General features: G+C 67.8%; 24 protein-coding genes. 14 read left to right on the top strand and 10 right to left on the bottom strand.

Annotated features, from left to right (window positions below; all coding sequences use genetic code 11):
• Window positions 1-515 precede the first annotated feature (515 nt).
• On the top strand, window positions 516-1,088 hold the full coding sequence (locus MEBOL_RS16895) for a dihydrofolate reductase family protein (RefSeq protein WP_095978404.1): 573 nt from the start codon (window positions 516-518) through the stop codon (window positions 1,086-1,088).
• A 193-nt stretch (window positions 1,089-1,281) separates the two neighbouring features.
• On the opposite strand, the gene MEBOL_RS16890 is transcribed toward MEBOL_RS16895, so the two are convergent.
• Complete coding sequence (locus MEBOL_RS16890; RefSeq protein ID WP_095978403.1) at window positions 1,282-2,214, bottom strand: hypothetical protein; 933 nt, start codon at window positions 2,212-2,214, stop codon at window positions 1,282-1,284.
• 686 nt (window positions 2,215-2,900) lie between these two features.
• Between MEBOL_RS16890 and MEBOL_RS16885 the strand changes: the two genes are divergently transcribed.
• The 3 genes from MEBOL_RS16885 to MEBOL_RS16875 all read left to right on the top strand — a co-directional run bounded on the left by MEBOL_RS16885 (window position 2,901) and on the right by MEBOL_RS16875 (window position 6,200).
• On the top strand, window positions 2,901-3,590 hold the full coding sequence (locus MEBOL_RS16885) for a DUF6310 domain-containing protein (protein WP_342747781.1): 690 nt from the start codon (window positions 2,901-2,903) through the stop codon (window positions 3,588-3,590).
• Between the two features lies 1 nt (window position 3,591).
• Window positions 3,592-4,356: a DUF5953 family protein gene (locus MEBOL_RS16880; RefSeq protein WP_095978401.1), complete on the top strand. Its 765-nt coding sequence runs from the start codon at window positions 3,592-3,594 to the stop codon at window positions 4,354-4,356.
• Between the two features lie 530 nt (window positions 4,357-4,886).
• Window positions 4,887-6,200 carry an IS4 family transposase gene (locus MEBOL_RS16875; protein WP_095982807.1) on the top strand — a complete coding sequence of 438 codons (1,314 nt, stop codon included), beginning with the start codon at window positions 4,887-4,889 and terminating at the stop codon, window positions 6,198-6,200.
• Window positions 6,201-6,310: 110 nt separating this feature from the next.
• Here the strand turns inward: MEBOL_RS16875 and MEBOL_RS16870 are convergent, their stop codons facing one another.
• Window positions 6,311-7,240, bottom strand: coding sequence for a hypothetical protein (locus MEBOL_RS16870; protein WP_095978400.1), 930 nt, complete (start codon window positions 7,238-7,240; stop codon window positions 6,311-6,313).
• Between the two features lie 424 nt (window positions 7,241-7,664).
• A complete protein-coding gene (gene tnpC, locus MEBOL_RS16865) occupies window positions 7,665-9,125 on the bottom strand; it encodes an IS66 family transposase (protein ID WP_095977357.1) in 1,461 nt (486 codons plus the stop codon).
• Between the two features lie 187 nt (window positions 9,126-9,312).
• Here tnpC and MEBOL_RS41215 point away from each other — a divergent pair, with 187 nt between their 5' ends.
• From MEBOL_RS41215 to MEBOL_RS16850, 4 genes are all read left to right on the top strand, one after another.
• Window positions 9,313-9,450: a hypothetical protein gene (locus MEBOL_RS41215; RefSeq protein WP_157775064.1), complete on the top strand. Its 138-nt coding sequence runs from the start codon at window positions 9,313-9,315 to the stop codon at window positions 9,448-9,450.
• Between the two features lie 117 nt (window positions 9,451-9,567).
• Complete coding sequence (locus MEBOL_RS16860; protein WP_095978399.1) at window positions 9,568-10,638, top strand: glycoside hydrolase family 5 protein; 1,071 nt, start codon at window positions 9,568-9,570, stop codon at window positions 10,636-10,638.
• Window positions 10,639-10,690: 52 nt separating this feature from the next.
• Window positions 10,691-11,233, top strand: a complete 543-nt coding sequence (locus tag MEBOL_RS16855; RefSeq protein ID WP_095978398.1) for a VOC family protein — start codon at window positions 10,691-10,693, stop codon at window positions 11,231-11,233.
• Between the two features lie 111 nt (window positions 11,234-11,344).
• On the top strand, window positions 11,345-11,632 hold the full coding sequence (locus MEBOL_RS16850; RefSeq protein ID WP_095978397.1) for a hypothetical protein: 288 nt from the start codon (window positions 11,345-11,347) through the stop codon (window positions 11,630-11,632).
• Here the strand turns inward: MEBOL_RS16850 and MEBOL_RS16845 are convergent.
• From MEBOL_RS16845 to dnaA, 7 genes are all read right to left on the bottom strand, one after another.
• Window positions 11,629-13,140 carry a M16 family metallopeptidase gene (locus tag MEBOL_RS16845; protein ID WP_095978396.1) on the bottom strand — a complete coding sequence of 504 codons (1,512 nt, stop codon included), beginning with the start codon at window positions 13,138-13,140 and terminating at the stop codon, window positions 11,629-11,631. The genes MEBOL_RS16850 and MEBOL_RS16845 overlap by 4 nt on opposite strands.
• Window positions 13,140-14,525, bottom strand: coding sequence for a M16 family metallopeptidase (locus MEBOL_RS16840; RefSeq protein WP_095978395.1), 1,386 nt, complete (start codon window positions 14,523-14,525; stop codon window positions 13,140-13,142). Before MEBOL_RS16840 ends, MEBOL_RS16845 begins: the two co-directional genes overlap by 1 nt.
• A 91-nt stretch (window positions 14,526-14,616) precedes the next feature.
• Entirely contained in the window at window positions 14,617-15,951 is a 1,335-nt protein-coding gene (locus MEBOL_RS16835) for a sensor histidine kinase (protein WP_095978394.1), read from the bottom strand.
• Between the two features lie 86 nt (window positions 15,952-16,037).
• Window positions 16,038-16,760 (bottom strand): class I SAM-dependent methyltransferase, encoded by a 723-nt coding sequence (locus tag MEBOL_RS16830; protein WP_095978393.1) that lies wholly within the window; start codon window positions 16,758-16,760, stop codon window positions 16,038-16,040.
• A 60-nt stretch (window positions 16,761-16,820) separates the two neighbouring features.
• The gene (locus MEBOL_RS16825) at window positions 16,821-17,447 is read right to left on the bottom strand and encodes an NAD(P)-dependent oxidoreductase (protein ID WP_095978392.1); all 627 of its coding nucleotides are present in this window, start codon (window positions 17,445-17,447) and stop codon (window positions 16,821-16,823) included.
• 166 nt (window positions 17,448-17,613) lie between these two features.
• On the bottom strand, window positions 17,614-18,078 hold the full coding sequence (locus MEBOL_RS16820; protein WP_095978391.1) for a hypothetical protein: 465 nt from the start codon (window positions 18,076-18,078) through the stop codon (window positions 17,614-17,616).
• Between the two features lie 80 nt (window positions 18,079-18,158).
• A complete protein-coding gene (gene dnaA, locus MEBOL_RS16815; protein ID WP_095978390.1) occupies window positions 18,159-19,511 on the bottom strand; it encodes a chromosomal replication initiator protein DnaA in 1,353 nt (450 codons plus the stop codon).
• Between the two features lie 329 nt (window positions 19,512-19,840).
• On the opposite strand from dnaA, the gene rpmH reads away from it, so the two are divergent.
• The 6 genes from rpmH to MEBOL_RS42905 are packed head-to-tail and all read left to right on the top strand — an operon-like array spanning window position 19,841 to window position 23,238.
• On the top strand, window positions 19,841-19,993 hold the full coding sequence (rpmH, locus tag MEBOL_RS16810; RefSeq protein ID WP_002621386.1) for a 50S ribosomal protein L34: 153 nt from the start codon (window positions 19,841-19,843) through the stop codon (window positions 19,991-19,993).
• A gap of 13 nt (window positions 19,994-20,006) precedes the next feature.
• Window positions 20,007-20,405 carry a ribonuclease P protein component gene (gene rnpA / locus MEBOL_RS16805; protein WP_095978389.1) on the top strand — a complete coding sequence of 133 codons (399 nt, stop codon included), beginning with the start codon at window positions 20,007-20,009 and terminating at the stop codon, window positions 20,403-20,405.
• 8 nt (window positions 20,406-20,413) lie between these two features.
• A complete protein-coding gene (gene yidD / locus MEBOL_RS16800) occupies window positions 20,414-20,632 on the top strand; it encodes a membrane protein insertion efficiency factor YidD (RefSeq protein WP_095978388.1) in 219 nt (72 codons plus the stop codon).
• 13 nt (window positions 20,633-20,645) lie between these two features.
• Window positions 20,646-22,478: a membrane protein insertase YidC gene (gene yidC / locus MEBOL_RS16795; protein WP_095978387.1), complete on the top strand. Its 1,833-nt coding sequence runs from the start codon at window positions 20,646-20,648 to the stop codon at window positions 22,476-22,478.
• A complete protein-coding gene (locus tag MEBOL_RS42910; RefSeq protein WP_245919828.1) occupies window positions 22,475-22,903 on the top strand; it encodes a KH domain-containing protein in 429 nt (142 codons plus the stop codon). Before yidC ends, MEBOL_RS42910 begins: the two co-directional genes overlap by 4 nt.
• On the top strand, window positions 22,900-23,238 hold the full coding sequence (locus MEBOL_RS42905; RefSeq protein WP_245919826.1) for a hypothetical protein: 339 nt from the start codon (window positions 22,900-22,902) through the stop codon (window positions 23,236-23,238). Before MEBOL_RS42910 ends, MEBOL_RS42905 begins: the two co-directional genes overlap by 4 nt.
• Window positions 23,239-23,266: the final 28 nt, after the last annotated feature.

Here is a 23,266-nt window from a genome sequence, read left to right as displayed (position 1 = left end):
GATTGAGAAAGAGAGGGTGTGACTGGCTTCACAAGTCCGGTGTGAACCCGGGCATGGCCAGCACCTGCACAGCCAGGGCCCGAGCCACACACTCCGCCAGCGCCCCCCACTTCTCTCGGGAGCAAGCTGTGGAATCGGCGGGAATCGAACCCACGCCGGGCGGTGCGAAACTCCCAGCAGAATCGCGCCCTTACCTCGTAACCGCCCGGAATGATTCGGAGTCGTCATCCCGCCGCGTCCCCTCCTGTCCCGCTCTGTTCCAGGTCATTCCGCAGTCTCCTGCGACATACGTGCAACATGGCGGACGTGGTGAGCGCTCCGATTCATGGGCGGCCACGTCGGACGCTGGCCTCTCGGTGGGCATGTCCTGTCGGCTTCAATTCGGAGAAGCCGGGGAGCGGAAGATTCGGATCGTGGACGTGCACGTGCGCTTTGGAGGACCGCTGCCCGAAGGGCGAGACGTACTCGCATTGTTCGAGCCATGATTCAGCCCGCTGTGTGCTTAAACTGGCCGCATGGGACTCTTGACCTTCAGCATCAACGTCACCCTGGACGGCTGCGTCGACCACCAGGAGGGAATCGCCGACGACGAGACACACGCCTTCTTCACCCGCCTCATGGACGAGGGCGGGGCGATGCTGTGGGGCCGCGTCACCTACGAGATGATGGAGAGCTATTGGCCGGCGGTCGCCCGGGGCGATGAGTCGGCGCCGCCAGCGATGCGCGAGTGGGCACTCAAGCTGGAGGACAAGCCAAAGTACGTGGTGTCGTCGACGCGAAAGGACTTCCCGTGGACCAATAGCCACCACATCGTTGGCGACTTACGCACGGCTGTGCAGAAGCTCAAGGATGCAACCCCGTCCGGCGTGCTCCTCGGTAGCGGCAAGCTCGCGACCGAGCTGGACCGACTGGATCTGATCGACGAGTACAAGTTCCTCGTCCACCCCAGGATCGCCGGCCACGGCCCGACCCTGTACCAGAGCGGTCTGCCCAGCACACGACGGCTCGAGCTGGTCTCGGCGATGCCGCTCCGCTGCGGCGCGGTCGCCATGCACTACCGGCGCGCGCTGACCCCAGCACAAGCTTGAGCACGTGGTCCGGGTTCTTTCCCCGACACTCGCCCTGACGGAGCTTCTCGGAGACGCAACACGATTGTGCGATCGGACCTATGGAGATCAGAGCTATGAACCTTCAGAGGATTGAAGCGGGCACAGGAATCGCGTTCCACCTGAAGTCGGGCCAGCGGCTCAGAGTGGTCCAGGAGGGGTGTCAGGAGGGGTGTCAAAGAATTCGAGCTACGCGACCTGGCACGACCCGCGGTGGGAAGGAGAAGGGCGGAAAGGGGGCTGAGAAGTCCCCCCACATCCACCGAGCCGCCGCCTCTCGGAATGCCGCGACGAAGGCCCGGTACTGCTCGCGCAATTCATTCAGTGCCTGACGCGTGGAGGCATGCCCCAGCGGCCGCGGGCTGTGCTTGAGGTGCTCGGGCCGGGTATGGGGGTGCTGTGCCCTCACGGCTCGCGCCCCCAACACCGGCTTGTCCCGTGCGCGAGCCTCGGACTCCACCGCCTCCACCAACGCCCGCACCGCACGCTGCCGTTCCTCCTCCCCCAGCCTTTTCCAACATGGCAGGGGCTCCACCAGCAACTCCACTGGCTCGGCGATTTCCTTGGCGAAGCGCCCCTCCTCCGCCGCCAAGTCCTCGCTCCCCCTCTTGCTCCAGCGCTTCGTCCAGCTGAACCACTGGAACACACGCCGAGCCGGGCCCAGCAACTGAGGCAGGCACGTGAGGCCCGGCCACTCGGCGCTCCTCTCCACCAGGCCCTCCTTCACTCCATGGGCGAGCACGTAGCGCAACCGGCCTACCAGCGCCTCGTCGTCCAGTACCGGCTCGGCTGAATAGCGCCTCTCCCAGAAACCCCCACTCCAGTCCACCAGCCGCCCTGCCTTCCTGGAGAGGTTGGCGCGCAGATACTGCATGAAACCGGCGAGCGCTGCCCCCCGGGCCCACACCAGCAGGTGGAAGTGGTTGGAGGCGAAGGTGAAGGCGTGCAGCCGTACATTGCCGGCGCTCTGCTGGACGGCTCGTGCCAGCACGCCACCCACCACCTCGTTCACCTCCGCGCTGGGACGCAGCAGCAGCCGTCCCTGGAAGCACCTGGACGTAACGAAATAGAAGCCCTCCTCCTGGAACATCCTCAGCGGCCAGCCCATCCCCAACCCCCGCGCACAATCCGCCAGGCAGGATTGCACCCCGTGGGCCAGCGCCAGGTCCTCGGAAAGACTTGAAGAGCGGTCGGTTACCCGTCCACGCCCGAGCCTCGTTCTCGCTCAGGCCCCTTGTTTCGAATCCTTTGACTCCATCTCCGGGTTTCGAATCCTTTGACACCATCTCCGCGCGCCAAGTCCTCGGAAAGACTTGAAGAGCGGTCGGTTACCCGTCCACGCCCGAGCCTCGTTCTCGCTCAGGCCCCTTGTTTCGAATCCTTTGACTCCATCTCCAACACCATCTCCGGGCCCCTTGTTTCGAATCCTTTGACACCATCTCCGGGAGCTATTCATCCCTCGCGACTATGTCCAATAACTTCGTTTACAGTCCACTAGCTCCAAGGGAGGACTCGGCCATGCGTCTCCGAGCATGCATCGCACTTCTGCTCTTTCTCTCAGCCTGTACGACGACCCCCCCAAGCCCAAGAGAGCCAGCGGCCAGAGACCCAAGGCTCGCCAATCTCCAGCGAGCGGCGACGCTGCCGTGGACGGACGGGGGGCGGTGCGCCGTCCGCGAAGCTTCTGAGCCCTGGTCCGAACTGGCGGAGCGGTGCTTTCATGCTCTGGACCATGACCGGATCGAATTTCACGACACCACGGGACGATGTGCGGTCGCCTCCGCAGGTGCGGCAGTGGGCGTCGGACTCTGTGTCTTGGCGGCGCCGGAGATCGTCGTGGGAACGATAATCGTCGCGGGCGTGGTGGTGGTGGGCTTCGCCATCAAGGAAGCGCTGGATGTGTATGAGCTGAGCTGGGGCGATCCCGAGAAAGTGAGGCCCGCGCCAGAAACAAGGCCCGCGCCAGAAACGCGCCCTGTGCCAGAAACGCGGCCCGTGCCTGAAACGCAGATCGCTCCGCAGAAACCCTCGCCGAAAAAAAGGCCGAAGCCGGAGCCAAAAGGACCGGATTTCCCTCCTCTGGAGCCACCCGAGACCTCGGAGCGAGATCGCCCCAGGTGCGAGCCCGTCCCAGTGCCGTACCACCTTGGCGGTAACAAACTGCACAACAAGTGCGCCGACAGAATTCCGAACAACAGTTTCCCCGGCGGGGATGTGTTCGTGAATGGGAAAAACTTCGACGCGCTGCAACTGGCCACGCGCACGCTCTGGGAAGTCAAGACTGACAACTTCGACACGTACCCGCCCGACCTTCGAGAAATCGTGGTCGAGAGTCAGGTGGAAAAATTGCGGCATGAGCGCGCCCTCGCTCTGGCTTGTGGATTTGACTTCCGGGTCGGCGTGAGGAGCCCCGCACACAAAGCCGCACTGGAACGCACGGCCCCGGAGCTCGATGGAGTCATCGTAGTTATGGAGTGGTGCTGAGATGCCAGCCACACAAGAAAATGAAATTGCCATTACCGTTCATGCACCTGAACTCGTGGGCAACGATGGCCGCCCTCTGGCCGTTGTTCATGGAATGGAGCGTGCGCTCCCTGGCTTGCGCTTGGCGTGGACGATTTCTAGCGAGGGGAAGCGCATCCCAGTGCCGCAGCGCGAGGCATTTCTCGCCCGAGGGAGGCCAAACGGGCGTGGATTTCCGCTCCTCCGCAACGGGGATGATGACTTCCGGGTCACGGTGACTGGATTGGAACTACCGGCGGGCAGCTCGCCGGGTGGCCAATCCCAGCTCGATATTCATGCGGTGTTGCCTCTGGCCGTAGACGGCATCGCGGCGGCAGCGGAGGTGCTGGAAGCCATAGCGGAGGGTGCTCGCGCCTTCTGGGGGCACGCAACGCCGTTCAACGCGGGAGTGGATATTGCGCGCCAGACGAAAAACTGGGCGGCGAATCCGCAGCCTCCGCCCCGAGGGCTGCCAGCGCTGAAGCTCCCATGGAACATCCGCTCGCCTGAGATTCCGCATCGCCTCGGTTGGCTGAACTACTGGTCGGCCGCTGCCGCACGGGCCATCGGCTTTCCGGACCCCGCCCGGGACGTGGAGCTGCTGTCACGCTCACGGCGTACCGCGACGGGTGGATGGGTCGTGCAACTCACCGATGCGCCGCTCGACCTGGACAACCCCGCGCACCTGGACGCGCTTAAACGGGCCTACGAGCGCTTCCCGGAGATCGGTGGGCGCGCTACCCCTTGAGGCTCGGCACGGTTCGCGCTGGCCGCACTCAGGGCCCCTGCGCTTTCCCCTCGGGGAAGGTGACGTTCTCAAGGGTGACGGTGCGCGGCTCCTGTGCTTCCCATAGCTTGAGCGCGGTCCCTCTCAATGCCCACCACGACGGCACCGGCACCATTCGCGGGGATGGGCGCCAGTGGCCATCGGGCAAGCTCCACCTCTTCCCCCGCCGAGTCCACCACCGCCGCCCCCGCCAGCCAGCGTCCTCGGCCAGCGTCCTCGAGAGGGGTGTCAAAGAATTCGAGCTACGCGACCTAGCACGACCCGCGGTGGGAAGGAGAAGGGCGGAAAGGGGGCTGAGAAGCACCACTTTCAAGGTCATGTGGAGGGTGCTACCCTAGCGGTCAGGTGGGAGGGTGAAAGCCCACCTGGGCGGAAGTGGGTCCGGGGAGCCGGACGGTCGAGGCAAATTCCTCGCGCCCCATCGCGGAGGAACAAACGTGGCCTTGAAGGCAATCATGGAGCGTTTCACGCAGCGCAGTCCCGTCACGGTGATGGTGCGCCGCACGCTTGAGCATGCCCTGAGTTCGCAATGGATTGATGAGGTATTCGAAGCGAACCGAGAGCAGCAGTACACGCGCGAGTTGCTCTTCTCCTCGGTAGTGGATTTGATGGGAGTGGTGGCGCTGGGACTGCGACCGTCGCTGCACGCCGCGGCGCAGTCCGACCCGGACTTGACCGTCTCGCTGGCGGCGCTCTACGACAAAGTCAATCACACCGAGCCCCAGGTGGTGCGAGCCCTGGTGCAAGGGAGCGCGGAGAGGTTGTTGCCCGTGGTGCGGCCCATGAAGAAGCAGGGGCCGTGGGCGGCGGGTTACCAGGTGCGAGTCTTGGATGGCAATCACCTCCCCGCCAGTGAGAAGCGGCTCAAACCGTTGAGAGAATTCCGAGGAGCTGCGCTGCCCGGACAGTCGTTGGTGGTGTATGCGCCGGAGTTGAGCCTGGTGGTGGATGTGCTGCCGGCTGAAGACGCGCATGCACAAGAGCGGGCGTTGATGGGGCCGGTGTTGGAGCGAGTGCGGGAGGGAGAATTGTGGCTGGCGGACAGGAACTTCTCCACGAGCCGGATTCTGCGCGCGGTGCATGAAAAGAGAGCGGCCTTCATCATCCGAGAGCACGGCGTGTCGCCCAATCCGACCGCGCTGGGGGAGCGGAGGGAAGTAGGCCGAGGGCCAGCGGGACGTGTGTACGAGCAGGCAGTGCGAGTGGAGGGGGAAGAGCCGTTGGAGTTGAGACGGATTGAAGTGGAGTTGGAGGAGCCAACAGAAGACGGGGAAACAGCCATTCGGCTGCTCACGAACGTGCCCGAGGAGAAACTGAGCGCCGTGGAGGTAGCGCAGCTGTACAGGAAGCGCTGGACGATTGAAGGGATGTTTGGAGAGTTGGAGGCCGTGCTCGAGAGCGAGGTGCGGAGTTTGGGGAGACCACGAGCGGCGCTGCTGGCCTTTGGGGTGGCGGTACTGGCCTACAATGTGTTATCGGTGGTGAAAACCGCGGTGGAAGCCAGCCATGACCTGGAGGCTGCCAATATGCAGGTGTCCACCTATTACATTGCCGCCGAAGTGAAGTTCGCTTACGGAGGAATGATGATGGTGGTGGAGCCGGAGGACTGGAGCGGACAGGAGGTACGGAGCGCGGAGCAGTTGAGTGAGCTCCTGCTGGAGCTAGCGAAGAAGGTGAAGCCTTCCACATTGCGCAAACATCCCCGCGCCGCCAAGAAGAAGGTGAAGAAAGGCTATGTACCGGGAGAGGTGGCGCGCAAGCATGTGGCAACAGCACGTGTGCTCAAGGGCGAGAAAATCTCCTGAACAGCAGACGGAGGCCAACCAAGGCAGGCAAGAGACCAGTAGCACCGCAGCGCCGGGCGCTTCATGGCATGGCTATGTCTGATGGTCTGCCCAGCTTCACTGATGCGCCCTCATCCGCCCTGTCTAAACCATAAAGGTGGCGAGCCACTATTCGACCTTGAAAGGGGTGGGGCTGAGAAGTCCCCCCACATCCACCGAGCCGCCGCCTCTCGGAATGCCGCGACGAAGGCCCGGTACTGCTCGCGCAATTCATTCAGTGCCTGACGCGTGGAGGCATGCCCCAGCGGCCGCGGGCTGTGCTTGAGGTGCTCGGGCCGGGTATGGGGGTGCTGTGCCCTCACGGCTCGCGCCCCCAACACCGGCTTGTCCCGTGCGCGAGCCTCGGACTCCACCGCCTCCACCAACGCCCGCACCGCACGCTGCCGTTCCTCCTCCCCCAGCCTTTTCCAACATGGCAGGGGCTCCACCAGCAACTCCACTGGCTCGGCGATTTCCTTGGCGAAGCGCCCCTCCTCCGCCGCCAAGTCCTCGCTCCCCCTCTTGCTCCAGCGCTTCGTCCAGCTGAACCACTGGAACACACGCCGAGCCGGGCCCAGCAACTGAGGCAGGCACGTGAGGCCCGGCCACTCGGCGCTCCTCTCCACCAGGCCCTCCTTCACTCCATGGGCGAGCACGTAGCGCAACCGGCCTACCAGCGCCTCGTCGTCCAGTACCGGCTCGGCTGAATAGCGCCTCTCCCAGAAACCCCCACTCCAGTCCACCAGCCGCCCTGCCTTCCTGGAGAGGTTGGCGCGCAGATACTGCATGAAACCGGCGAGCGCTGCCCCCCGGGCCCACACCAGCAGGTGGAAGTGGTTGGAGGCGAAGGTGAAGGCGTGCAGCCGTACATTGCCGGCGCTCTGCTGGACGGCTCGTGCCAGCACGCCACCCACCACCTCGTTCACCTCCGCGCTGGGACGCAGCAGCAGCCGTCCCTGGAAGCACCTGGACGTAACGAAATAGAAGCCCTCCTCCTGGAACATCCTCAGCGGCCAGCCCATCCCCAACCCCCGCGCACAATCCGCCAGGCAGGATTGCACCCCGTGGGCCAGCGCCAGGTCCTCGGAAAGACTTGAAGAGCGGTCGGTTACCCGTCCACGCCCGAGCCTCGTTCTCGCTCAGGCCCCTTGTTTCGAATCCTTTGACTCCATCTCCGGGACACCATCTCCGGGTTTCGAATCCTTTGACACCATCTCCGCTCTCCGGGTTTCGAATCCTTTGACACCATCTCCGGACACCATCTCCGGGGTTTCGAATCCTTTGACACCATCTCCGGTTACCCGTCCACGCCCGAGCCTCGTTCTCGCTCAGGCCCCTTGTTTCGAATCCTTTGACACCATCTCCAACACCATCTCCGGGTTTCGAATCCTTTGACACCATCTCCGCTCTCCAGGTTTCGAATCCTTTGAGTAACCGTTCACCAGCTCAGGCGGTGAGCGCGAGCTGAGGTTCGGGCGCGGAGGGGAGGAGCGAAGGCCCGCGCAGGCCGCGGCGGTGCGCGGCGAGGGTCTCGGTCAGGAAGGCGAGCACGTCACGGCCCTGCAGCTTGAGGGTGGTGGTGGCGGTGAATATGCGCTCCACGAAGCGGCTGCCCTCCTCGCTCTGCGTGCCGAAGGACGTCTTCCTGTACATGACGGCGTGCCGGATGCAGCGCTCGCCGAAATTGTTGGTGGGCTCGAGGCCCGGCACATCGACAAACGTCCAGAGGCACTTCTCCCACTGGAGGATTTCCCGGGCCATGCCGGCCGTCTTCTTCTCTGCCCGCAGTGCCGCCTCGCGCAGCAGTTGGCCGACTCTGCGTTCCACGCCGCGCATGCGCTCTTCGAAACGCTCGCGTGACAGGGTGCCGTCACGCACGCGGTGGTACCACTTGAAGAAGCGGTTGCGCTCGCGCATGAGCTCTCTGCCTATCCGCCCACCCCGGCCGCCCCTGTCGATGAAACCCTGGAAGTCGCGTGTGAGGTGTGCCCAGCACAGCTGCCGCAGCCCTGCATCCACCCACGCGTAGGCGCTCCACCTGTCGGTGGTGAGGAAGCCCGCGAAGTCCGCGCCGAGCAACTGGCGGGCGACCTTGCCGCCGCGGCTTCTGGCGATGTGGAACACCACTACCAGCGCAGTGGCCACCACCCACAGCCAGGCGCGGCCGGCCCGGCCGCCCTCTCGTCCCTGTGCAAACCCCGTCTCGTCGGCGTTGACCGCCTCCGAGGTCTGCACGTAGGCGAGGGCTTCGGCCGTCGGTGGCGCGAGTGCCTCCGACATCTCGCCCTCCAGGTTGCTGACGCTGCCCACCGACAACTCGACGCCCAACATGTCTGACAAAGCGTCCTTCACCAGTCGCTTGGACAAGCGGTACTTGCCCACCAGCAACGAGGCGAGCGCTGTGAGCCGGTCACCAAAGACGCTGCGCGCGTGCACGGGCACTTCCCCGCGCGTCACCACCCCACAACCAGGGCATTGCAGTGCATGGCAGCGGTACTCGGTGACAATGGCCGACAGGGGCGGCACTTCCACCACCTGGTGACGCCGGGGCGCGGTGTCCTGCCCATTCAGTCGCCCCTTGCAACCCCGGCACTCCCTGGGCACCAACTCCACGACGTGCTGCACGTCCTCGGGCGGCAGCAGCGCGCGCTCATGCTTCTTGTGCCCAGGCTGGCCTCCGGGACGGCGGCCCGTGGGCCTCTTGCTCTGGCGCGGAGTGCCTGGGGCATCCGAGGAGGGCGGCTTGGAGGAGTTGCTCGAGTTGAGCCCCAGCCGTTCCTTGAGCCATCGATTCTCCTCGCGCAGCCTTTCATTCTCCTCCTCCAACTGCGCGATACGCTCCAGCGCTGCCTCCAGCCGTTTCTCCAGCTGCGCTATCCGTGCGTCTCGGGCATCCACCTCCACCATGCCCTGGCTACACCACGCCAGACGTCCTCTTGTCCAGCACCACTTTTCCGGTCACGTCTAGCCCGGCTCCTCTTCAACCAAGCCAATGCGGTGAACGGTTACTCCTTTGACACCATCTCCGACACCATCTCCGCTCTCCGGGTTTCGAATCCTTTGACACCATCTCCGACACCATCTCCGCGTGGGCATGGGCGCGGCGATGTGGACGACGGGCACCTGGGAGCGTGTGACGTCTCCCAACATCAACACCGCCTACCAGATCGAGCCTTCATTCGTCCCGCTGTCCCAGGCGGCGGTGCTGGAGCGCCACCTCGGCAAGCCCTGACATGGGACGCTCGGCCGCCAGGTGCAGTATTCGCGGATAGTTCTCGTATTCCCCGTGTTGCTTGACTCTCTGGAAGAGAGAGGGCATGGATGCTCCTCCCCACCTCGAGGAGGACGCATGAAGAACAACCGTCTGATGGGCTGGCTCACCCTGGGTTCAATACTCTGGGGTTGTGGTGGACCGAGCGAGGAGCCGCCCATGGCGCCCGAGCCGGAAGCCCGCGTGAGTGATGCCGCGCTGGCCGGGCCCCTGCCGTACCGGGGCATCAACCTCGCGGGGGCGGAGTTTGGCTCGGCGCTGCCGGGCACGCACGGCACCACCTATGTCTACCCGGATCCGGCGTATTCGAACTACACCACGGCGGACTACTACATCAGCAAGGGCATGACGACGTTCCGTCTGCCTTTCAAGTGGGAGCGATTGCAGCGCACGCGCAAGGCCGCCTTCGACGCCGCGGAGCTCACCCGGCTCAAGACGACCGTGAACCGGCTCCTGGGCAAGGGCGCGGTCGTCATCCTGGATCCGCACAACTACGCGCGCTATGCCGGCGCCGTCGTCGGAGCGGGCGTCCCCAATGCCGACTTCGCCGACTTCTGGTCGCGTCTGGCCAATGAGTTCAAGAGCAACCCGAAGGTCATCTTCGGTCTCATGAACGAGCCCTACAGCATGCCCACCGAGCAGTGGTTGGGCGCCGCCAACGCCGCCATCCAGGCCATTCGCAACACCGGTGCCACCAACCTCATCCTCGTGCCGGGCAACGCGTGGACCGGCGCCCACTCGTGGACCGGGAGCTGGTACGGCACGTCCAACGCCACGGTGATGTTGCAGGTCAAGGATCCGGGCAACAACTACGCTTTCGAGGTCCACCAGTACCTGGACAGCGACTCCTCGGGCACCCAGGCCTCCTGCGTGAGCGCGACCATCGGCGCGCAGCGGATGCAGTCCTTCACGAACTGGCTGCGCGCCAACGGCAAGAAGGGCTTCCTGGGCGAGTTCGCGGGCGGAACGGACTCGGTCTGCCTGAGCGCCGTCGACAACATCCTGGACCACCTCGAGGCGAACTCGGATGTCTACCTCGGGTGGACGTACTGGGCCGGTGGTCCCTGGTGGGGCAGCTATTTCTTCTCGCTCGAACCGACGAGCGGCGTGGACAAGCCCCAGATGGGGGCCCTGAGCAGCCACCTCTGAGATCCGCCAGGATTCGCTGGCGTGGGGTGAACGCGATAGAAGGAGCGGACCCATGAGCATCCACGTGAAGACGCCCAGCAGACTTCATCACACGGCCTATGTGACTCGGGATCTCGAGGCGACGCGGCGGTTCTACGAGGACGTGATCGGCCTGCCGCTCGTGGCGACCTGGTGTGAGTCGGACGAGCTTTTCGGCGCCGTGCGCACCTACTGCCATGTGTTCTTCGAGCTCGGGGATGGGAGCGCGCTCGCGTTCTTCCAGTTCGAGAAGCCCTCGGATCAGGAGCTCTTCGGACCGAGAATGCCGCCTTCGCCGTTCCACCACATCGCGCTGAATGTCGACCGGGAGGTGCAAGACGGCATCGAGCGGCGTCTGCGGGCCGCCGGCTACTCCGAGCCCAAGATGTATGTGCTCGAGCACGGCTATTGCCGGTCGCTCTACATCGAGGACCCGAACGGGATGATCGTCGAATTCACCTACGACGATCCGAAGGCCGTGACGCCCGAGGCGGCGCGGGCCCGCCGCGGCGAGGCACACCGCGAGCTGGCGCGCTGGCTCGCGGGGGACCGCGCCTCGAACAACACGTTCCGATAAGGCTCCTCGGCGGTCAGGCGGGCGGGCCCCTCCTCCACCGTTCCCGGCTAGCCATTGGCCTCGAGTCCACCGCACATTGGAGGACATCGTCCATCAAGGGGAGGCCTCACCATGGCCAGGAGCGACAAGCCGGGGAAGAACGCGCGGAGCGGAAGCACGCCCTCTTTCAACAAGGATCGGGTCGAGCGGGGCCAGGAGGCGGATGACACGCGGCCCCTCTACGCCGCCGATGCCATCCACCCCACCGAGGAGGCCAAGTTCTCCCTCGACAGTGACGGCCCCGTGGGGGGCCCCGTCGCCGACATCCGCAGCCCCATCGACGAGGCCGATGAGTTCGCTCGACAGGGCCGGGGCCGCACGGAGTCCGAGGAAGACGAGGACGTGCCCGAGCGCTCCTAGCGGCTGGCGGCCGGAGCCTTCCCGGGGCTCTCCGTCACCCACTGGCCGAGCCCCAGTCCTTCCACCTGCTTCTGGACGGCCTCGGGGTCTCCCACCAGCACCACCTGCAGGGTGTCGGGGCTCAGGTAGGCCTCGGCCACCCGCTGCACCTCGGCGGGCGTGGCCTTGCGCAGCCCCTCCACCGTGCGCTCGAACTCGTCCAGCGGCCGGCGCAGCGTGAAGAGCGCCGACGCGCTCGCCCCCAGGCCCTCCACCGACTCGAAGCTGCCCGGAAAGCCGCGGATGAGGCCCTCGCGCGCCGACTCCAGCTCCTTCGCGGAGATGGGCCGCTCGCGCAGGCCCTTGAGCTCGTTGAAGAACTCCGTGAGCGCCGCGCCCGTCACGTCCGCGCGCACCGAGGACGAGGCCGTCAGCGGCCCCACGCCCAGCCGCGGGTCCGAGCTGGCGTTGGCCCCGTAGCTGTAGCCCTTGTCCTCGCGCAGGTTCATGTTCAACCGGCTGCCGAAGAAGCCGCCGAACACCGTGGTGGCCAGCTCCAGCGCGGCCTCGTCCGGGTTGCCCGCGGCGATGCCCGGCCGGCCCAGCACCACCACTGTCTGGTCCAACCCCGGCTTGGGGACGAACACCACCTGGGTGCGCTTCGGCGTGGGGGGCGCGGGCGGCACCGGCGGCAATACCGCCTTGCCCTTCCAGTCCCCGAAGGACTTCTTGGCCAGCGCCACCGCCTGCTCCAGGGTGATATCCCCCGTCATCACCAGCGCCGTGGTGCGCGGGCCCACGTGCGCCTCGTAGAAGGCCTTCACGTCGCGCGCCGTCACCGCCTCCACCGTCGCGGGCAGGCCGCTGACGGGGTGGCCATAGGGGTGCGAGGGGCCGAACACCCCGCGCAGGTAGGCCTGCTGCGCGAGGAAGCCCGGGCTGCCCAGGGCGCGCACCAGCTCGGCGAGCTGCAACTTCTTGCGCCGCTCGAAGTCCTTGGCCGCGAACGTGGGCCGGCGCACCACCTCCGTGAGGAGCGCGAGCGCCTCGTCCGCGTTGCGCGAGAGCACCCGCACGCCCAGGTTCGCCCCGTCCGAGGAGACACTCACCCCGGGCGACACGCCCAGGTTCTGGAAGGCTTGGTCCAGGGCGAGCGTGTCCTTGCCCGCCGCGCCCTCCAGCATCGTCTTGTAGGTGAGGTCCGCGAGCCCCCACTTGCCCTGGGGGTCTCCCGCGCCGCCCACCGCGAAGCTCACGCCCACGTAGATGAGCGGCAGCTCCCGGCGGGTGCTCACCAGCACCGTGAGGCCATTGTCGAGCTGGGCCCGCTCGAACCTCGGCAGCACCAGCGCGGGTGACTCACCGGGCTCGGGAGGCCGGGCGCGGAAGGCCTCGGCGTCCGAGGGCGAGGGCGCGGCCTCGGCGGAGGGCGCGGACGGGGGCGCCTCGGGCACGGGCGCGGGGGCCGTGCGGCAGGCGGAGGCGGTGAGCACCGCCAGGGTGGACAGGGCCAGCAATGGGCGGCGCATCAGGGCTTCTCCTTGGGCTGCGCGGGCACGGCGTGGAGCACCACGCGCGCGCCAGGCTTGAGGTACTCACGGGCGAAGTCGCGCACCGCCTCGGGCGTCACCGCGTCGTAGCGCTCCAGGTCTCCCATGAGGAAGCCCGGGTCGCCGTGGTAGTGGTTGTAGGTCTGCAGCGTGTCGGCCTTGCCGCCGAAGCCGCCCACGGATTGCAACCCCGCGAGCATCTGCGTCTCGAAGCGCGTGCGGGCCTGGTCGAGCTCCGCGGCGGAAGGCCCCTCGCGGCGCACGGTGTCGAGCACCGCGTCCAACTCCCGCGCGAGCGCGTCGCTCGACACGCCGGGCCGGGCCACGGCCTCCACGGAGAAGACGGACTGGGCGCCGAGGCTCTGCTGGGACGCGCTCACGCTCTGCGCGAGGCCCTTGTCCACCACCAGGTGCTTGTAGAGCCGGCTGGACTTGCCCGTGCCGAGCACGTTGGCGAGCACGTCCGCGACGGCGTCCCCCGTGCTCAGGTAGGGCGGCGTGAGCCAGGACATCACCACCAGGGGCAGCGTGCCCACCTTCTCGTCATGGCGGATGACCTGCTCCTGGGCGCGGACGAGGGGGGCCACCTGGGGCCGCGCGGGCTTGGGGCTGCCCTGGAGCGTGGCGAAGTACTTCTCCACCAGGGCGCGCGCCTCTTGGGGGTCGAAGTCCCCCACGATGGCGAGCGTGGCGTTGGCGGGCGTGTACCAGGTGCGGAAGAAGGCCTTCACGTCGTCCACGGTGGCCGCGTCCAGGTCCGCCATGGAGCCGATGACCTTGCCGAAGTACGGGTGGGGCGCGGGGAAGAGCGCCTGCCAGAGCTTCTCCTGCGCGAGGCCATAGGGGCGCGTCTCCACGCTCTGGCGGCGCTCGTTCTTCACCACCTCCTGCTGGGTGCGCAGCTTCTTCTCGTCGAGCGCGTCGAGCAGGAAGCCCATGCGGTCGCTCTCGAGCCAGAGCGCCGTGGCGAGCTGGTTGCTCGGCACGGTCTCGAAGTAGTTGGTGCGGTCGAAGTTGGTGGTGCCGTTGAGGTCCGTGGCGCCCAGCTGCTCGAGCAGGGCGATGTGCACGTCGTCCGGCACGTGCTTGGAGCCCTGGAACATCATGTGCTCGAAGAGGTGGGCGAAGCCGGTGCGGCCCGGCTGCTCGTCATAGGAGCCCACGTGGTACCAGATGTTGACGGCCACCACGGGCAGCTTCGGGTCGCGCGCGAGCAGGACTTCCAGGCCGTTGGGCAGCGTGTACTTCTCGTAGGGGATGGCCAGCGCCTCCCGCCCGGGACTCAGCGGCTTCGCCTCCTGCTGTTGCTGGGCGAAGGCCGGAAGGCCAAGGGCGAGGGCGGCGGCGGCGATGAATGCTTTCATGCGGAGCGAGAGCCTCCTCGGGGTCGAGGGCCCTTCGCTTAGCACGTGCCCTGGGAGGGGCGGAGCGTGAATCCCCCGGGGGCGTTCACCTTCACGCCTTCGCGCCGGGGCCGCGCGCGGGCACGGGCAGCTCCAGGCGCAGCCGGGCACCGCCCTCGGCCCGGTTCTCCGCGCGCAGCGTGCCCCCGCAGCGCTCCACCATCTCGCGCGACAGGGACAGCCCCAGCCCCGTGCCCTTCTCCGGCCCCTTGGTGGTGAAGAAGGCCTCGAACAGGTGCGGCAGCACCTCCGGGGCGAAGCCCGGTCCGTTGTCCTCCACCAGCAGCGCCACCCGCCCCGGCTCCGCCACGCCGGTGACTCGCACCTCGCCGCCGCGCACCTGGGCGTCCTCCAGCGCGTCCCCCGCGTTCACCAGCAGGTTGAGGATGGCCTGCGCGAGCCGCCGCCGCGTGGCGAAGACCTCGGGCAGCCCCGGGGGAATCTCCACGTGCAGCCGCGCCACGTTCTTGAGCCTCACCGCCGCCAGCCGCGCCGCGTCCGTCACCACGTCCGCGAGCGCGCACTCGCAGGGCTCCTCCATGTCCATCCGCGAGAAGCCCTTGAGGTCCGAGACGATCTGCCGGATCCGCTCGACGCCCTGGCGCGTCTCCTCGAACACCTCGGCGAGCTCCGCGCGAGACTCCTCGCGCAGGGGCTGCTGCATCACCTCGGTGCGAAGGAAGTCCAGGTTGGAGCGCACGAAGGCCAGGGGGTTGTTCACCTCGTGCATGACGCTCGCCGCGAGCCGCCCCACCGTGGCCATCTTCTCCGTCTGGGCCCGATGGCGCTCGGCCAGGGCCAGCCGCTCCATCGCCTCGCGGCGCGCGCGCTCCACGCTGGCCTCGTGCAGGGCCTCCTGCGCTTTGCGGTAGTGCACCGAGCCGTACACCCCGATGAAGGTGGCCGTGCCCACCATGGACGCCCAATTGACCGCATGCAGGTATTGCGCCTCCTCCCACAGCAGGGCGAACACCCCCAGCGCGCAGGTGACGCCGCTGAGGATCGCGGGCCGCGCGTCCATCGGCCGCACGAGCGCCATCATGAGGGGCAGACAGAGCGCCATGTTGAGGTAGGGGCTCGTGCCCGCGCCCGTGAACCACACCATGGTCAGGAAGTAGAGGCTGGTGAGGACGCTGTTGAGACTCGAGAGCCGCTTCTCCCAAGGGCTCCCCAACTTCCGCCACAGCACCCCGTGGAGCAGGACGTGCGAGGCCCACACCAGCCGCACGCCCAGGGTCGTGAGGCTCCAGTGCCCCAGGACGAGCCAGTCCATGGGGTAGAGCAGCACCAGGGTCGCGGCGAACACCCGGAATGTCCGCCACCGCCGAGGCCAGGGCTCCTGGTTCGGACTCGGGCCTTCCTCGGGACGGGGCGACGGGGGCGACATGGGGGGTTGATGACTTCCTTGTTAAATAAGGAAGTCTTGAAGAGTCGGTTGACCGGGTCAAGCAAGCAGGCTCCGCTTTCCCGGTTTCAACTCCGGGTCGCGATGACCACGCACAGCCCATAGCGGTCGAAGGGCGCGGGCAGCACGTCGCGGTGGACCTCCACCTGGAAGCCCTGGGCCTCCAGCAGGGAGCGGGCGCGCGGCAGCAGGAAGGTCAGGTAGTACATGACGAAGGGCGGGCTCCAGAGCGCGTTGCGCACGCGCATGGCCGCGTTGAAGGCCCGGGCCATCCAGTAGCCGGGGCGCAGCCGCGAGGGCTCATCGCTCGTGACGAAGAGGAAGCGGCCGCCGGGGCGCAGCACCTGGTGGATGCCCTCCACGAAGCGGGGCTCGTCCACCTCTGGAATGTGACCGAAGGCGCCAAAGCTCGTCACCAGGTCGAACTCCTCCCGCCACGGGGGCGCCAGGGCATCCCCGCGCACGAACTCCAGGAGGGCCTCGCCCGGGGTGTCCGCGAGCTGGCGCCGGGCCTCGTCCAGCATTCCCTGGCTCACGTCCAGACCGACCACCCGCTCGCGGCACAGGGGGCGCAGGTGGCGCATCCCCGCGCCCGTGCCACAGCAGATGTCCAGGGCGCTGTCCACGCTCCGGTCCGCTCCCGCGAGCAGGAGGCTCGACGCCACCACCGCCTCGGGTGTGCGGAAGGGGGTGTACTCGAACTTGGGAGCGAGCAGATCATAGCCCCGCTCCACGGATTGGAAGCCCTGGTAGAGCAGCTCCCTCAGACTCGGGCCCTTGGGATGGAACATGGGCCCCTCGTTTTAGCCCAGGCCGGGCCTCGAAGGGGGCGCGCTCGCCTGGCCACTCGCTCAATCGCCGACGATGCCCACGCGCACCCGGTGGTGCTCCTGGCCCGTGGCCACCTTGAGGGTGAAGTCGGCCACGTCCTCGGCGTACACCTGACGGCCACCGGTGGGCAGGGCCTCCACGGCGGTGCGGTACTTGCCCGTCTTCACGCCGCTGGGCATGACGGGGGGGCACACCACCACCCAGTCGAGCCCACTGTCCTGCAGGCCCAGGAAGGCGCCGCGGTGATCCTCGAAGGCGTGGCGCAGGAAGGGAGGCAGACCATGCTCGCCGGTGAGGCCCCCGGCCGCGTGCGGCAGGAGCCCCGCGGCGCCCACGGTGACGAGCCGCTGGACGCCCTCGGCCTTCATGGCGGTCACGATGGCGCGCGTGGCCTCGGTGACGACCGTCACGGCGTGGGTGGCGTCCCGGGCGCCGATGGCGCTCACCACCACCTCCGAGCCCCGGATGGCCTCGGCCACGGTGGTGCCGTCCTCCAGGCTGCCCTTCTTGATGACGAGCCTGCCGTGCTTGATGCCCAGCCGCTTCGGGTCCCGAACGTACGCCGTCACCTCGTGCCCCTGCCCCAACGCGTCGTGCACCAGGGTGTGCCCGACCCGTCCCGTCGCTCCGAAAACCGTCAACCGCATGGGTGTTGCTCCTCCGTGCCCGTCCCGAGAGCGGACGCGGGGCCCTTGCGTGGAGTGGCTTGGGGGCCTCGCGGTGGGCGGGCGACCCCCAGGTATAGCGAACCCGGTGCCGGGTTGTCCTCCCTGGCGTCCACCCGGATGTGGGTCCGGGGGGGCCGCGGACGCCTCAGGCGGTGGGGAGGGGGGCCCAGGCCCGTTGAATGGCCGCGGTCAGTTGCTCTCCGAGCCGTTGGACCGCCTGCTCCAGCATCTCCAGCCGGGTGTTGTGCTGATTGAAGCGCTCCGCGACCTCGACTCGCAGGGTCTGCAGATCCTCGGACAATTGCCGGTCGCGCTGTTTGCTGGCGGCGGCTTCGCTCTCCACCCGGAGGGTCAACATCTGGAGGTCCCGGCCGAGGACTCCTACCTTGTCCTCCAGCGTCTGGACCTGCTGCTCCAGGCGCTCCATGCGCTGTTCCATGTGATCCATGCGCTGTTCCAGGCGCTGTTGGCCCTGTTCCAGGCGCTGTTGGCCCTGTTCCAGGCGCTCCAGCCGGGGCTCCCACCCCTCGAGCAGCGCCAGGATGCGCTGTTCTCCGGGGGTGAGACCTGGCTCGTTCCTGGCTTGAGACGACGACGTGGACCCATTCATCGACACACTCCTCTCGTGGTGACCGCGCGGGTAGGATGACCTGAAGGGTCACCCGCAGTCAAGTCACGCTGGAGGTTGGGTCACTCGCCGGTCAGCTTCGCTTCCAGCTCGTCCAACTCGCGCTTCACGCCCGCGTCGGTCTCGCGCAGCTTCTCCACCTTGCGCACCGCGGAGATGACGGTGGAATGGTCCTTGCCGAAGCGCGCGGCGATCTCCGGGAAGGAGCCCTTGGTCAGCTTGCGGCTCAGGTACATGGCCACCTGGCGCGCGTGGGCGAGCGCCTTGTGCCGCCGGTCCTCCTTCAGGGCCTCCACGGGCACCTTGTAGTAGCGCGCCACCTCCTTCTGGATACCTTCCACGTCCACGACCTGGCGGCTGGGCAGCACGTCCTTGAGCACGTGCGCCGCGAAGTCCACCGTCACCGGCTGGCGGCTCAGCGAGTGGATGGCGCTCACCTTCACCAGCGCTCCCTCCAGCTCGCGCACGTTCTTCTGGATGGCCCGCGCGATGAAGTGCGCCACGTCGTCCGGCAGCTCCAGCCCCTCCATCACCGCCTTCTTCTGGAGGATGGCCACGCGCGTCTCGAAGGTGGGCTCCTGGATGTCCGTGATGAGCCCCATGCTGAAGCGGCTGCGCAGCCGGTCCTCCAGCCCCGGCACCTCGGCGGGCACCATGTCGCTCGTGAGGATGATGGCCTTGCCCAGCTCGTGCAGGGTGTTGAAGGTGTGGAAGAACTCGCGCTGCGTCTCCTCCTTCCTCCCGAGGAACTGCACGTCGTCGATGAGCAGCACGTCGCACTCGTCGCGGAACTTGCGCCGGAACTCCGGCATGCGCTGCTCGCGCACGCTCTCGATGAACTCGTTGGTGAACTGCTCGCTCGACAGGTACACCACGCGCTGGGTGGGGTCGCGCTCCCAGATTTTATTGCCGATGGCGTGCAAGAGGTGCGTCTTGCCCAGGCCCGTGCCGCCATAGACGTAGAGCGGGTTGTAGGCGCGCCCGGGGCTGTCGCTCACCGCGGCCGCGGCGGCCGCCGCCAGCTGGTTGCTGTCCGCCACCACGTAGGTATTGAAGGTGAAGCGCGCGTTCATCCGCGGGGGCCGGGCTCCCTCGGGCCTGGCGGCCGGCGCGGCCTGGAGCGTGGGTCCCGGAGCCAGGCCCGCCACCACCTCATAGCCAATCTTCACCGGCCCATCCGTCACCTTGGCGAGCGTGGCCTCCAGGAGCGGGCGGTAGTGATCGTCCACCCAGTCGCGGTAGAAGCGGTCCGGCACTCCCAGCACGAGCACGTCCTCGCGCACGTCCAGGGGGCGCATCCGGCCGATCCACCCGAGCGCGTAGTCCCGCTTGTCCTGGCGGAGGCAGTCGAGCATCCGATCCCAGAGATTCTCGGCACTTGAGGGGATGGAGGAGGAGCGGGCGAGCGCGTTCACGGGCGGGTCTCCGGTGCGCTGGCGGAGGGCCAGGCAGGGGACCTCGGGTGCTAACAGGGGGTATCCGGGCGATCAAGTTCGCGACCCCAACCCCTGGGATTCCGGGCACATGGACCCCGCCGGCTGATCGCGGCCGATCTTGGGGGTGGAATCCCCACCCCTCCCCCAGGGGTTGGGGGTGGGCGGCGACCGGGGCTTTCCGGACTCCCGGAAGTGATCCCGACGTTGACTTGGGTGGGAGATCGGGTTACGAGCGCCGCCTTCCTCTGTCTCATGGATAAGGGCGTGCGCCTCCGGGGCGAGCGCCACAGCGTCCCAGGAGTTCAGCCGTGTCCAAGCGCACTTACCAGCCGTCGAAAATCAAGCGCAACCGCACCCACGGGTTCCGCAAGCGCAACTCCACCCGCGCGGGCCAGGACGTGCTCAGCCGCCGCCGCGCCAAGGGCCGCAAGCGTCTGGTCGTGTCTGCCTACAAGAAGTAGTCCGGACGCTCGCGTGAAGGCCGAGGGCCAGGCGCCATCTCGCGACGAGCGCTTCCCCAAGGCCGCCCGCCTCCTGCGGCGGCGCGAGTTCCTCGAGGTCCAGGAGAAGGGTCAGAAGATTCCCGCTGACTGTCTCCTGGGGCTCGTGAGGCCCAACGGCCGGCCGCATTGCCGGGTGGGTCTCACCATCTCCAGCAAGGTGGGCAACGCCGTGGAGCGTGCCCGTCTGCGCCGGCTCCTGCGCGAGTGCTTCCGCAAGCGCCAGGACCAGTGGCCCCCCGGAGTGGATGTCGTCCTCATCGTGCGCCAGTCCGCCAAGGACGCTCCCTTCTCCGTCGTGTCGCGCGCCTTCGATGGCGTCACCCGCAAGCTGCAGAGGCTCTTTCCCTCGGCCCCCCGCGAGTCCCGATGAGTCCGACGATGAGTCCGCTCGCCTCGCTGCTCGCGCTGCCCATCCGCTTCTACCGGCGGTGGATTTCCCGGTGGCTGCCTCCCGCCTGCCGTTTCCATCCCTCCTGTTCCGTGTACGCCCTGGAGGCGCTGCAGAAGCATGGCGCCCTCCGTGGCCTTGGCCTCACCCTGCGCCGCTTGTCGCGCTGCCAGCCCTTCCATCCGGGTGGTTTCGACCCGGTGCCCTGACCGCTCCCTGCCTATGAACAACGACCTGGATCCGCTCTCGCCCAACTCGGCCGAATCCCAAAAGCGGCTGCTGATGGCGCTCGGCCTCGCGATGTTGCTCACCCTCGCCTACACCACCTTCTTCGCGCCCCAGGCGCCGCCTCCCGGGGCGGGTGGCGAGGCCGACGCGGGGACGGTGACGGCGCTCACCGACGGGGGCACGCCGGCCGTGCAGCCCGCCGGGACGGGCACGCCGCCTCCCTCCGAGGGCACCCCGGCCGAGGGCGCCGTGGCCGAGGCCCCCGAGCCGCCCGTGCGCTCGTTGGAGCTCAAGCGCGTCGAGACGCTCTACACGTTCTCCACCCAGGGCGCGGGCCTGACCTCGGCGGTGCTCCAGGGCGTGAAGATGCGCGAGCAGGCGAGCCTGTCCATCGCCGAGGGCTACAAGCTGCTCTTCGGGGGCGAGGTGCCGCCGCCGCCGCAGATGAACCTGGCGCAGCCGGTGGCGGGCCAGCCCCTGCCGCTCGCGGTGGCCATCACCGGCCAGGCCGCTTTCCCGGCCGAGACCCGCTTCGCCCTCTCCGAGTCCGTCAATCCCCAGCAGGGCGCCACCTTCACCGCGCGCCAGGGCCCGTGGGAAGTGGTCAAGAGCGTGCAGTGGCCCCAGGAGGGCTTCGAGCTGCTCTACACGGTGCAGGTGAAGAACACCTCCTCGCGCGCGCTCACGGGCGAGATGGCGGTGCACTACCACCGCGCCATCGACCCGGAGAACGAGCACGCCCCGTCCTTCTTCGGCGGCGTGGGCAACCTCAGCTACGCCTCGTGCCACGTGGGCGAGGAGAAGCACAAGCTCGCGGCGGACCAGTCGCAGCCCGAGCCGGAGACGCTGCGCGGCTCCGTGCACTACTTCGGCATCGATCAGCAGTACTTCCTCTCCGCGCTCTACCCGCTGGAGGGCCCCACCCCGGGCCGCTGTGAGCTCGTGGCCACCCCCACGGCGCGCGGCGTCGTGGCCCACTTCCCCCTCACGGCCGAGGCCGGCCAGACGGTGACGTTCCGCTTCGGCGGCTACCTGGGCCCCAAGGAGCCGGATCTGCTCGCCGCCCTGCCCGGCGCCGAGCTGCGCCAGGCCACGAACCTGCCCGCGGGCGCCCGCGCTCCCGAGCTGAGCGAGACCATCGACTACGGCATGTGGGCCGTCATCGCCAAGCTGCTCGTGGGCATCATGAAGTTCTTCCACGGCCTCACGGGCAACTGGGGCGTGGCCATCATCCTGCTCACCGTGCTCGTCAAGACGCTGCTCCTGCCGCTCACCCACCGCTCCATGGTGAGCATGGAGGCCATGAAGAAGCTGCAGCCGCGCGTCGAGGAGCTGCGCAAGAAGTACGGCGATGACCGCGAGCGGCAGAACCTGGAGATGATGAAGCTCTACCAGGAGGCCAAGGTGAATCCGCTCGGCGGCTGCCTCCCGATGATCATCCAGATGCCGGTGTGGATCGCCCTCTTCACCGCCCTGCGCAACAGCTACGACATCTACCAGGAGCCCTTCTTCGGCCCGGTGTGGCGCGACCTCACCTACAAGGACCCCACCTACCTGCTGCCCATCGCCCTGGGTGTCAGCATGATCATCACCCAGAAGCTCCAGCCGCAGATGGGCGACCCGGCCCAGGCCCGGCTGATGACCTGGTTCGTCCCCATCATCTTCACCGCCACCCTGTTCAACTACCCGGCGGGTCTCGCGCTCTACATCTTCACCAACAACCTGCTGTCCATCGCCCAGCAGTACGGGCTGCGCAAGTGGCTCGCCAGCCGCGAGGCCGCCACCGCCGGCTCGGGTCCGGCCACCACCGGAGGCAAGCGCAAGTGAGCGACGCGCCCACCTCCCCCGCCTCCGCCGACCTCCGCCCCCGCGTGGAACGGCTCCTGTCCGACATCCTCGGGCTGATGGGCTTTCCCGCCCGGCTCGACTTCAAGGACGCCAGCGATGGCAGCCTGTGCGTCGCCCTGCACTTCCAGGCGGGGGCGCCTCCCGGCGTGGAGACCGGCAAGCGCAGCCAGGTGGTGGACTCGCTCCAGTTCCTCCTCAACAAGATGCTCCACCGCCCCGGCGCCGAGCGCCGCTTCGTGCTCCTGGGCGCGGGCGTCCACCCCGAGCCCCGGGGGGAGCGCGCCCGCCGGGAGCCCGTCCCCCAGCCGCCGCCCCGCTCCCGCCGCGCAGGCCCCGTGCCCGCGGCGCCCGGGCCGCCGCGCCTCCACCCCCCGCCCGCGCCAACCCACGCGCTGCCCCGGTGAAGGGCGCTCCCGCCCCCGCCAAGGCCGTCCCCGCCCGCCCGGTCGAGGCCGACGAGCGCACCCTGGACGTGGTCGAGGAGCCCTCCTTGCGCGAGGCCGCCCGGGTGCTCGCCGAGAAGTCGGCCTCCCTGGGCCGCACCTACGCGCTCGTTACAATGAAATCAGAGGACCGCGCGCGCGTCCTGAAGGCCGTAGGGGAAGTGCCGGGTCTCAAGGTCTCTTGCGAGGGCGAGGGCCGCAACCGGCGCGTGGTGTTCACGCCGGACAAGCTCGCCCCGCTGCCCAAGCGGAGCATGCTCCCGGCGGATGATGACGAGGACGATCTCGAGGGCTGAACCCGCCCTCGCGGTGTAACCGAGGAAA

The sequence above is a fragment of the Melittangium boletus DSM 14713 genome, assembly GCF_002305855.1.
Taxonomy (GTDB): domain Bacteria; phylum Myxococcota; class Myxococcia; order Myxococcales; family Myxococcaceae; genus Cystobacter; species Cystobacter boletus.
The sequence above is the reverse complement of the archived record's forward strand: the minus strand, read 5'-3'. Positions and strand labels throughout refer to the sequence as shown.

Bases quoted from the DNA above. Each gene is read 5' to 3' on its own strand.
- MEBOL_RS16895 (WP_095978404.1), top strand. From the start codon at position 516: ATGGGACTCTTGACCTTCAGCATCAACGTCACCCTGGACGGCTGCGTC.
- MEBOL_RS16890 (WP_095978403.1), bottom strand. From the start codon at position 2,214: ATGGGCTGGCCGCTGAGGATGTTCCAGGAGGAGGGCTTCTATTTCGTT.
- MEBOL_RS16880 (WP_095978401.1), top strand. From the start codon at position 3,592: ATGCCAGCCACACAAGAAAATGAAATTGCCATTACCGTTCATGCACCT.
- MEBOL_RS16875 (WP_095982807.1), top strand. From the start codon at position 4,887: ATGGTGCGCCGCACGCTTGAGCATGCCCTGAGTTCGCAATGGATTGAT.
- MEBOL_RS16870 (WP_095978400.1), bottom strand. From the start codon at position 7,240: ATGGGCTGGCCGCTGAGGATGTTCCAGGAGGAGGGCTTCTATTTCGTT.
- tnpC (WP_095977357.1), bottom strand. From the start codon at position 9,125: ATGGTGGAGGTGGATGCCCGAGACGCACGGATAGCGCAGCTGGAGAAA.
- MEBOL_RS41215 (WP_157775064.1), top strand. From the start codon at position 9,313: ATGGGCGCGGCGATGTGGACGACGGGCACCTGGGAGCGTGTGACGTCT.
- MEBOL_RS16860 (WP_095978399.1), top strand. From the start codon at position 9,568: ATGAAGAACAACCGTCTGATGGGCTGGCTCACCCTGGGTTCAATACTC.
- MEBOL_RS16855 (WP_095978398.1), top strand. From the start codon at position 10,691: ATGAGCATCCACGTGAAGACGCCCAGCAGACTTCATCACACGGCCTAT.
- MEBOL_RS16850 (WP_095978397.1), top strand. From the start codon at position 11,345: ATGGCCAGGAGCGACAAGCCGGGGAAGAACGCGCGGAGCGGAAGCACG.
- MEBOL_RS16845 (WP_095978396.1), bottom strand. From the start codon at position 13,140: ATGCGCCGCCCATTGCTGGCCCTGTCCACCCTGGCGGTGCTCACCGCC.
- MEBOL_RS16840 (WP_095978395.1), bottom strand. From the start codon at position 14,525: ATGAAAGCATTCATCGCCGCCGCCGCCCTCGCCCTTGGCCTTCCGGCC.
- MEBOL_RS16835 (WP_095978394.1), bottom strand. From the start codon at position 15,951: ATGTCGCCCCCGTCGCCCCGTCCCGAGGAAGGCCCGAGTCCGAACCAG.
- MEBOL_RS16830 (WP_095978393.1), bottom strand. From the start codon at position 16,760: ATGTTCCATCCCAAGGGCCCGAGTCTGAGGGAGCTGCTCTACCAGGGC.
- MEBOL_RS16825 (WP_095978392.1), bottom strand. From the start codon at position 17,447: ATGCGGTTGACGGTTTTCGGAGCGACGGGACGGGTCGGGCACACCCTG.
- MEBOL_RS16820 (WP_095978391.1), bottom strand. From the start codon at position 18,078: ATGAATGGGTCCACGTCGTCGTCTCAAGCCAGGAACGAGCCAGGTCTC.
- yidD (WP_095978388.1), top strand. From the start codon at position 20,414: ATGAGTCCGCTCGCCTCGCTGCTCGCGCTGCCCATCCGCTTCTACCGG.
- yidC (WP_095978387.1), top strand. From the start codon at position 20,646: ATGAACAACGACCTGGATCCGCTCTCGCCCAACTCGGCCGAATCCCAA.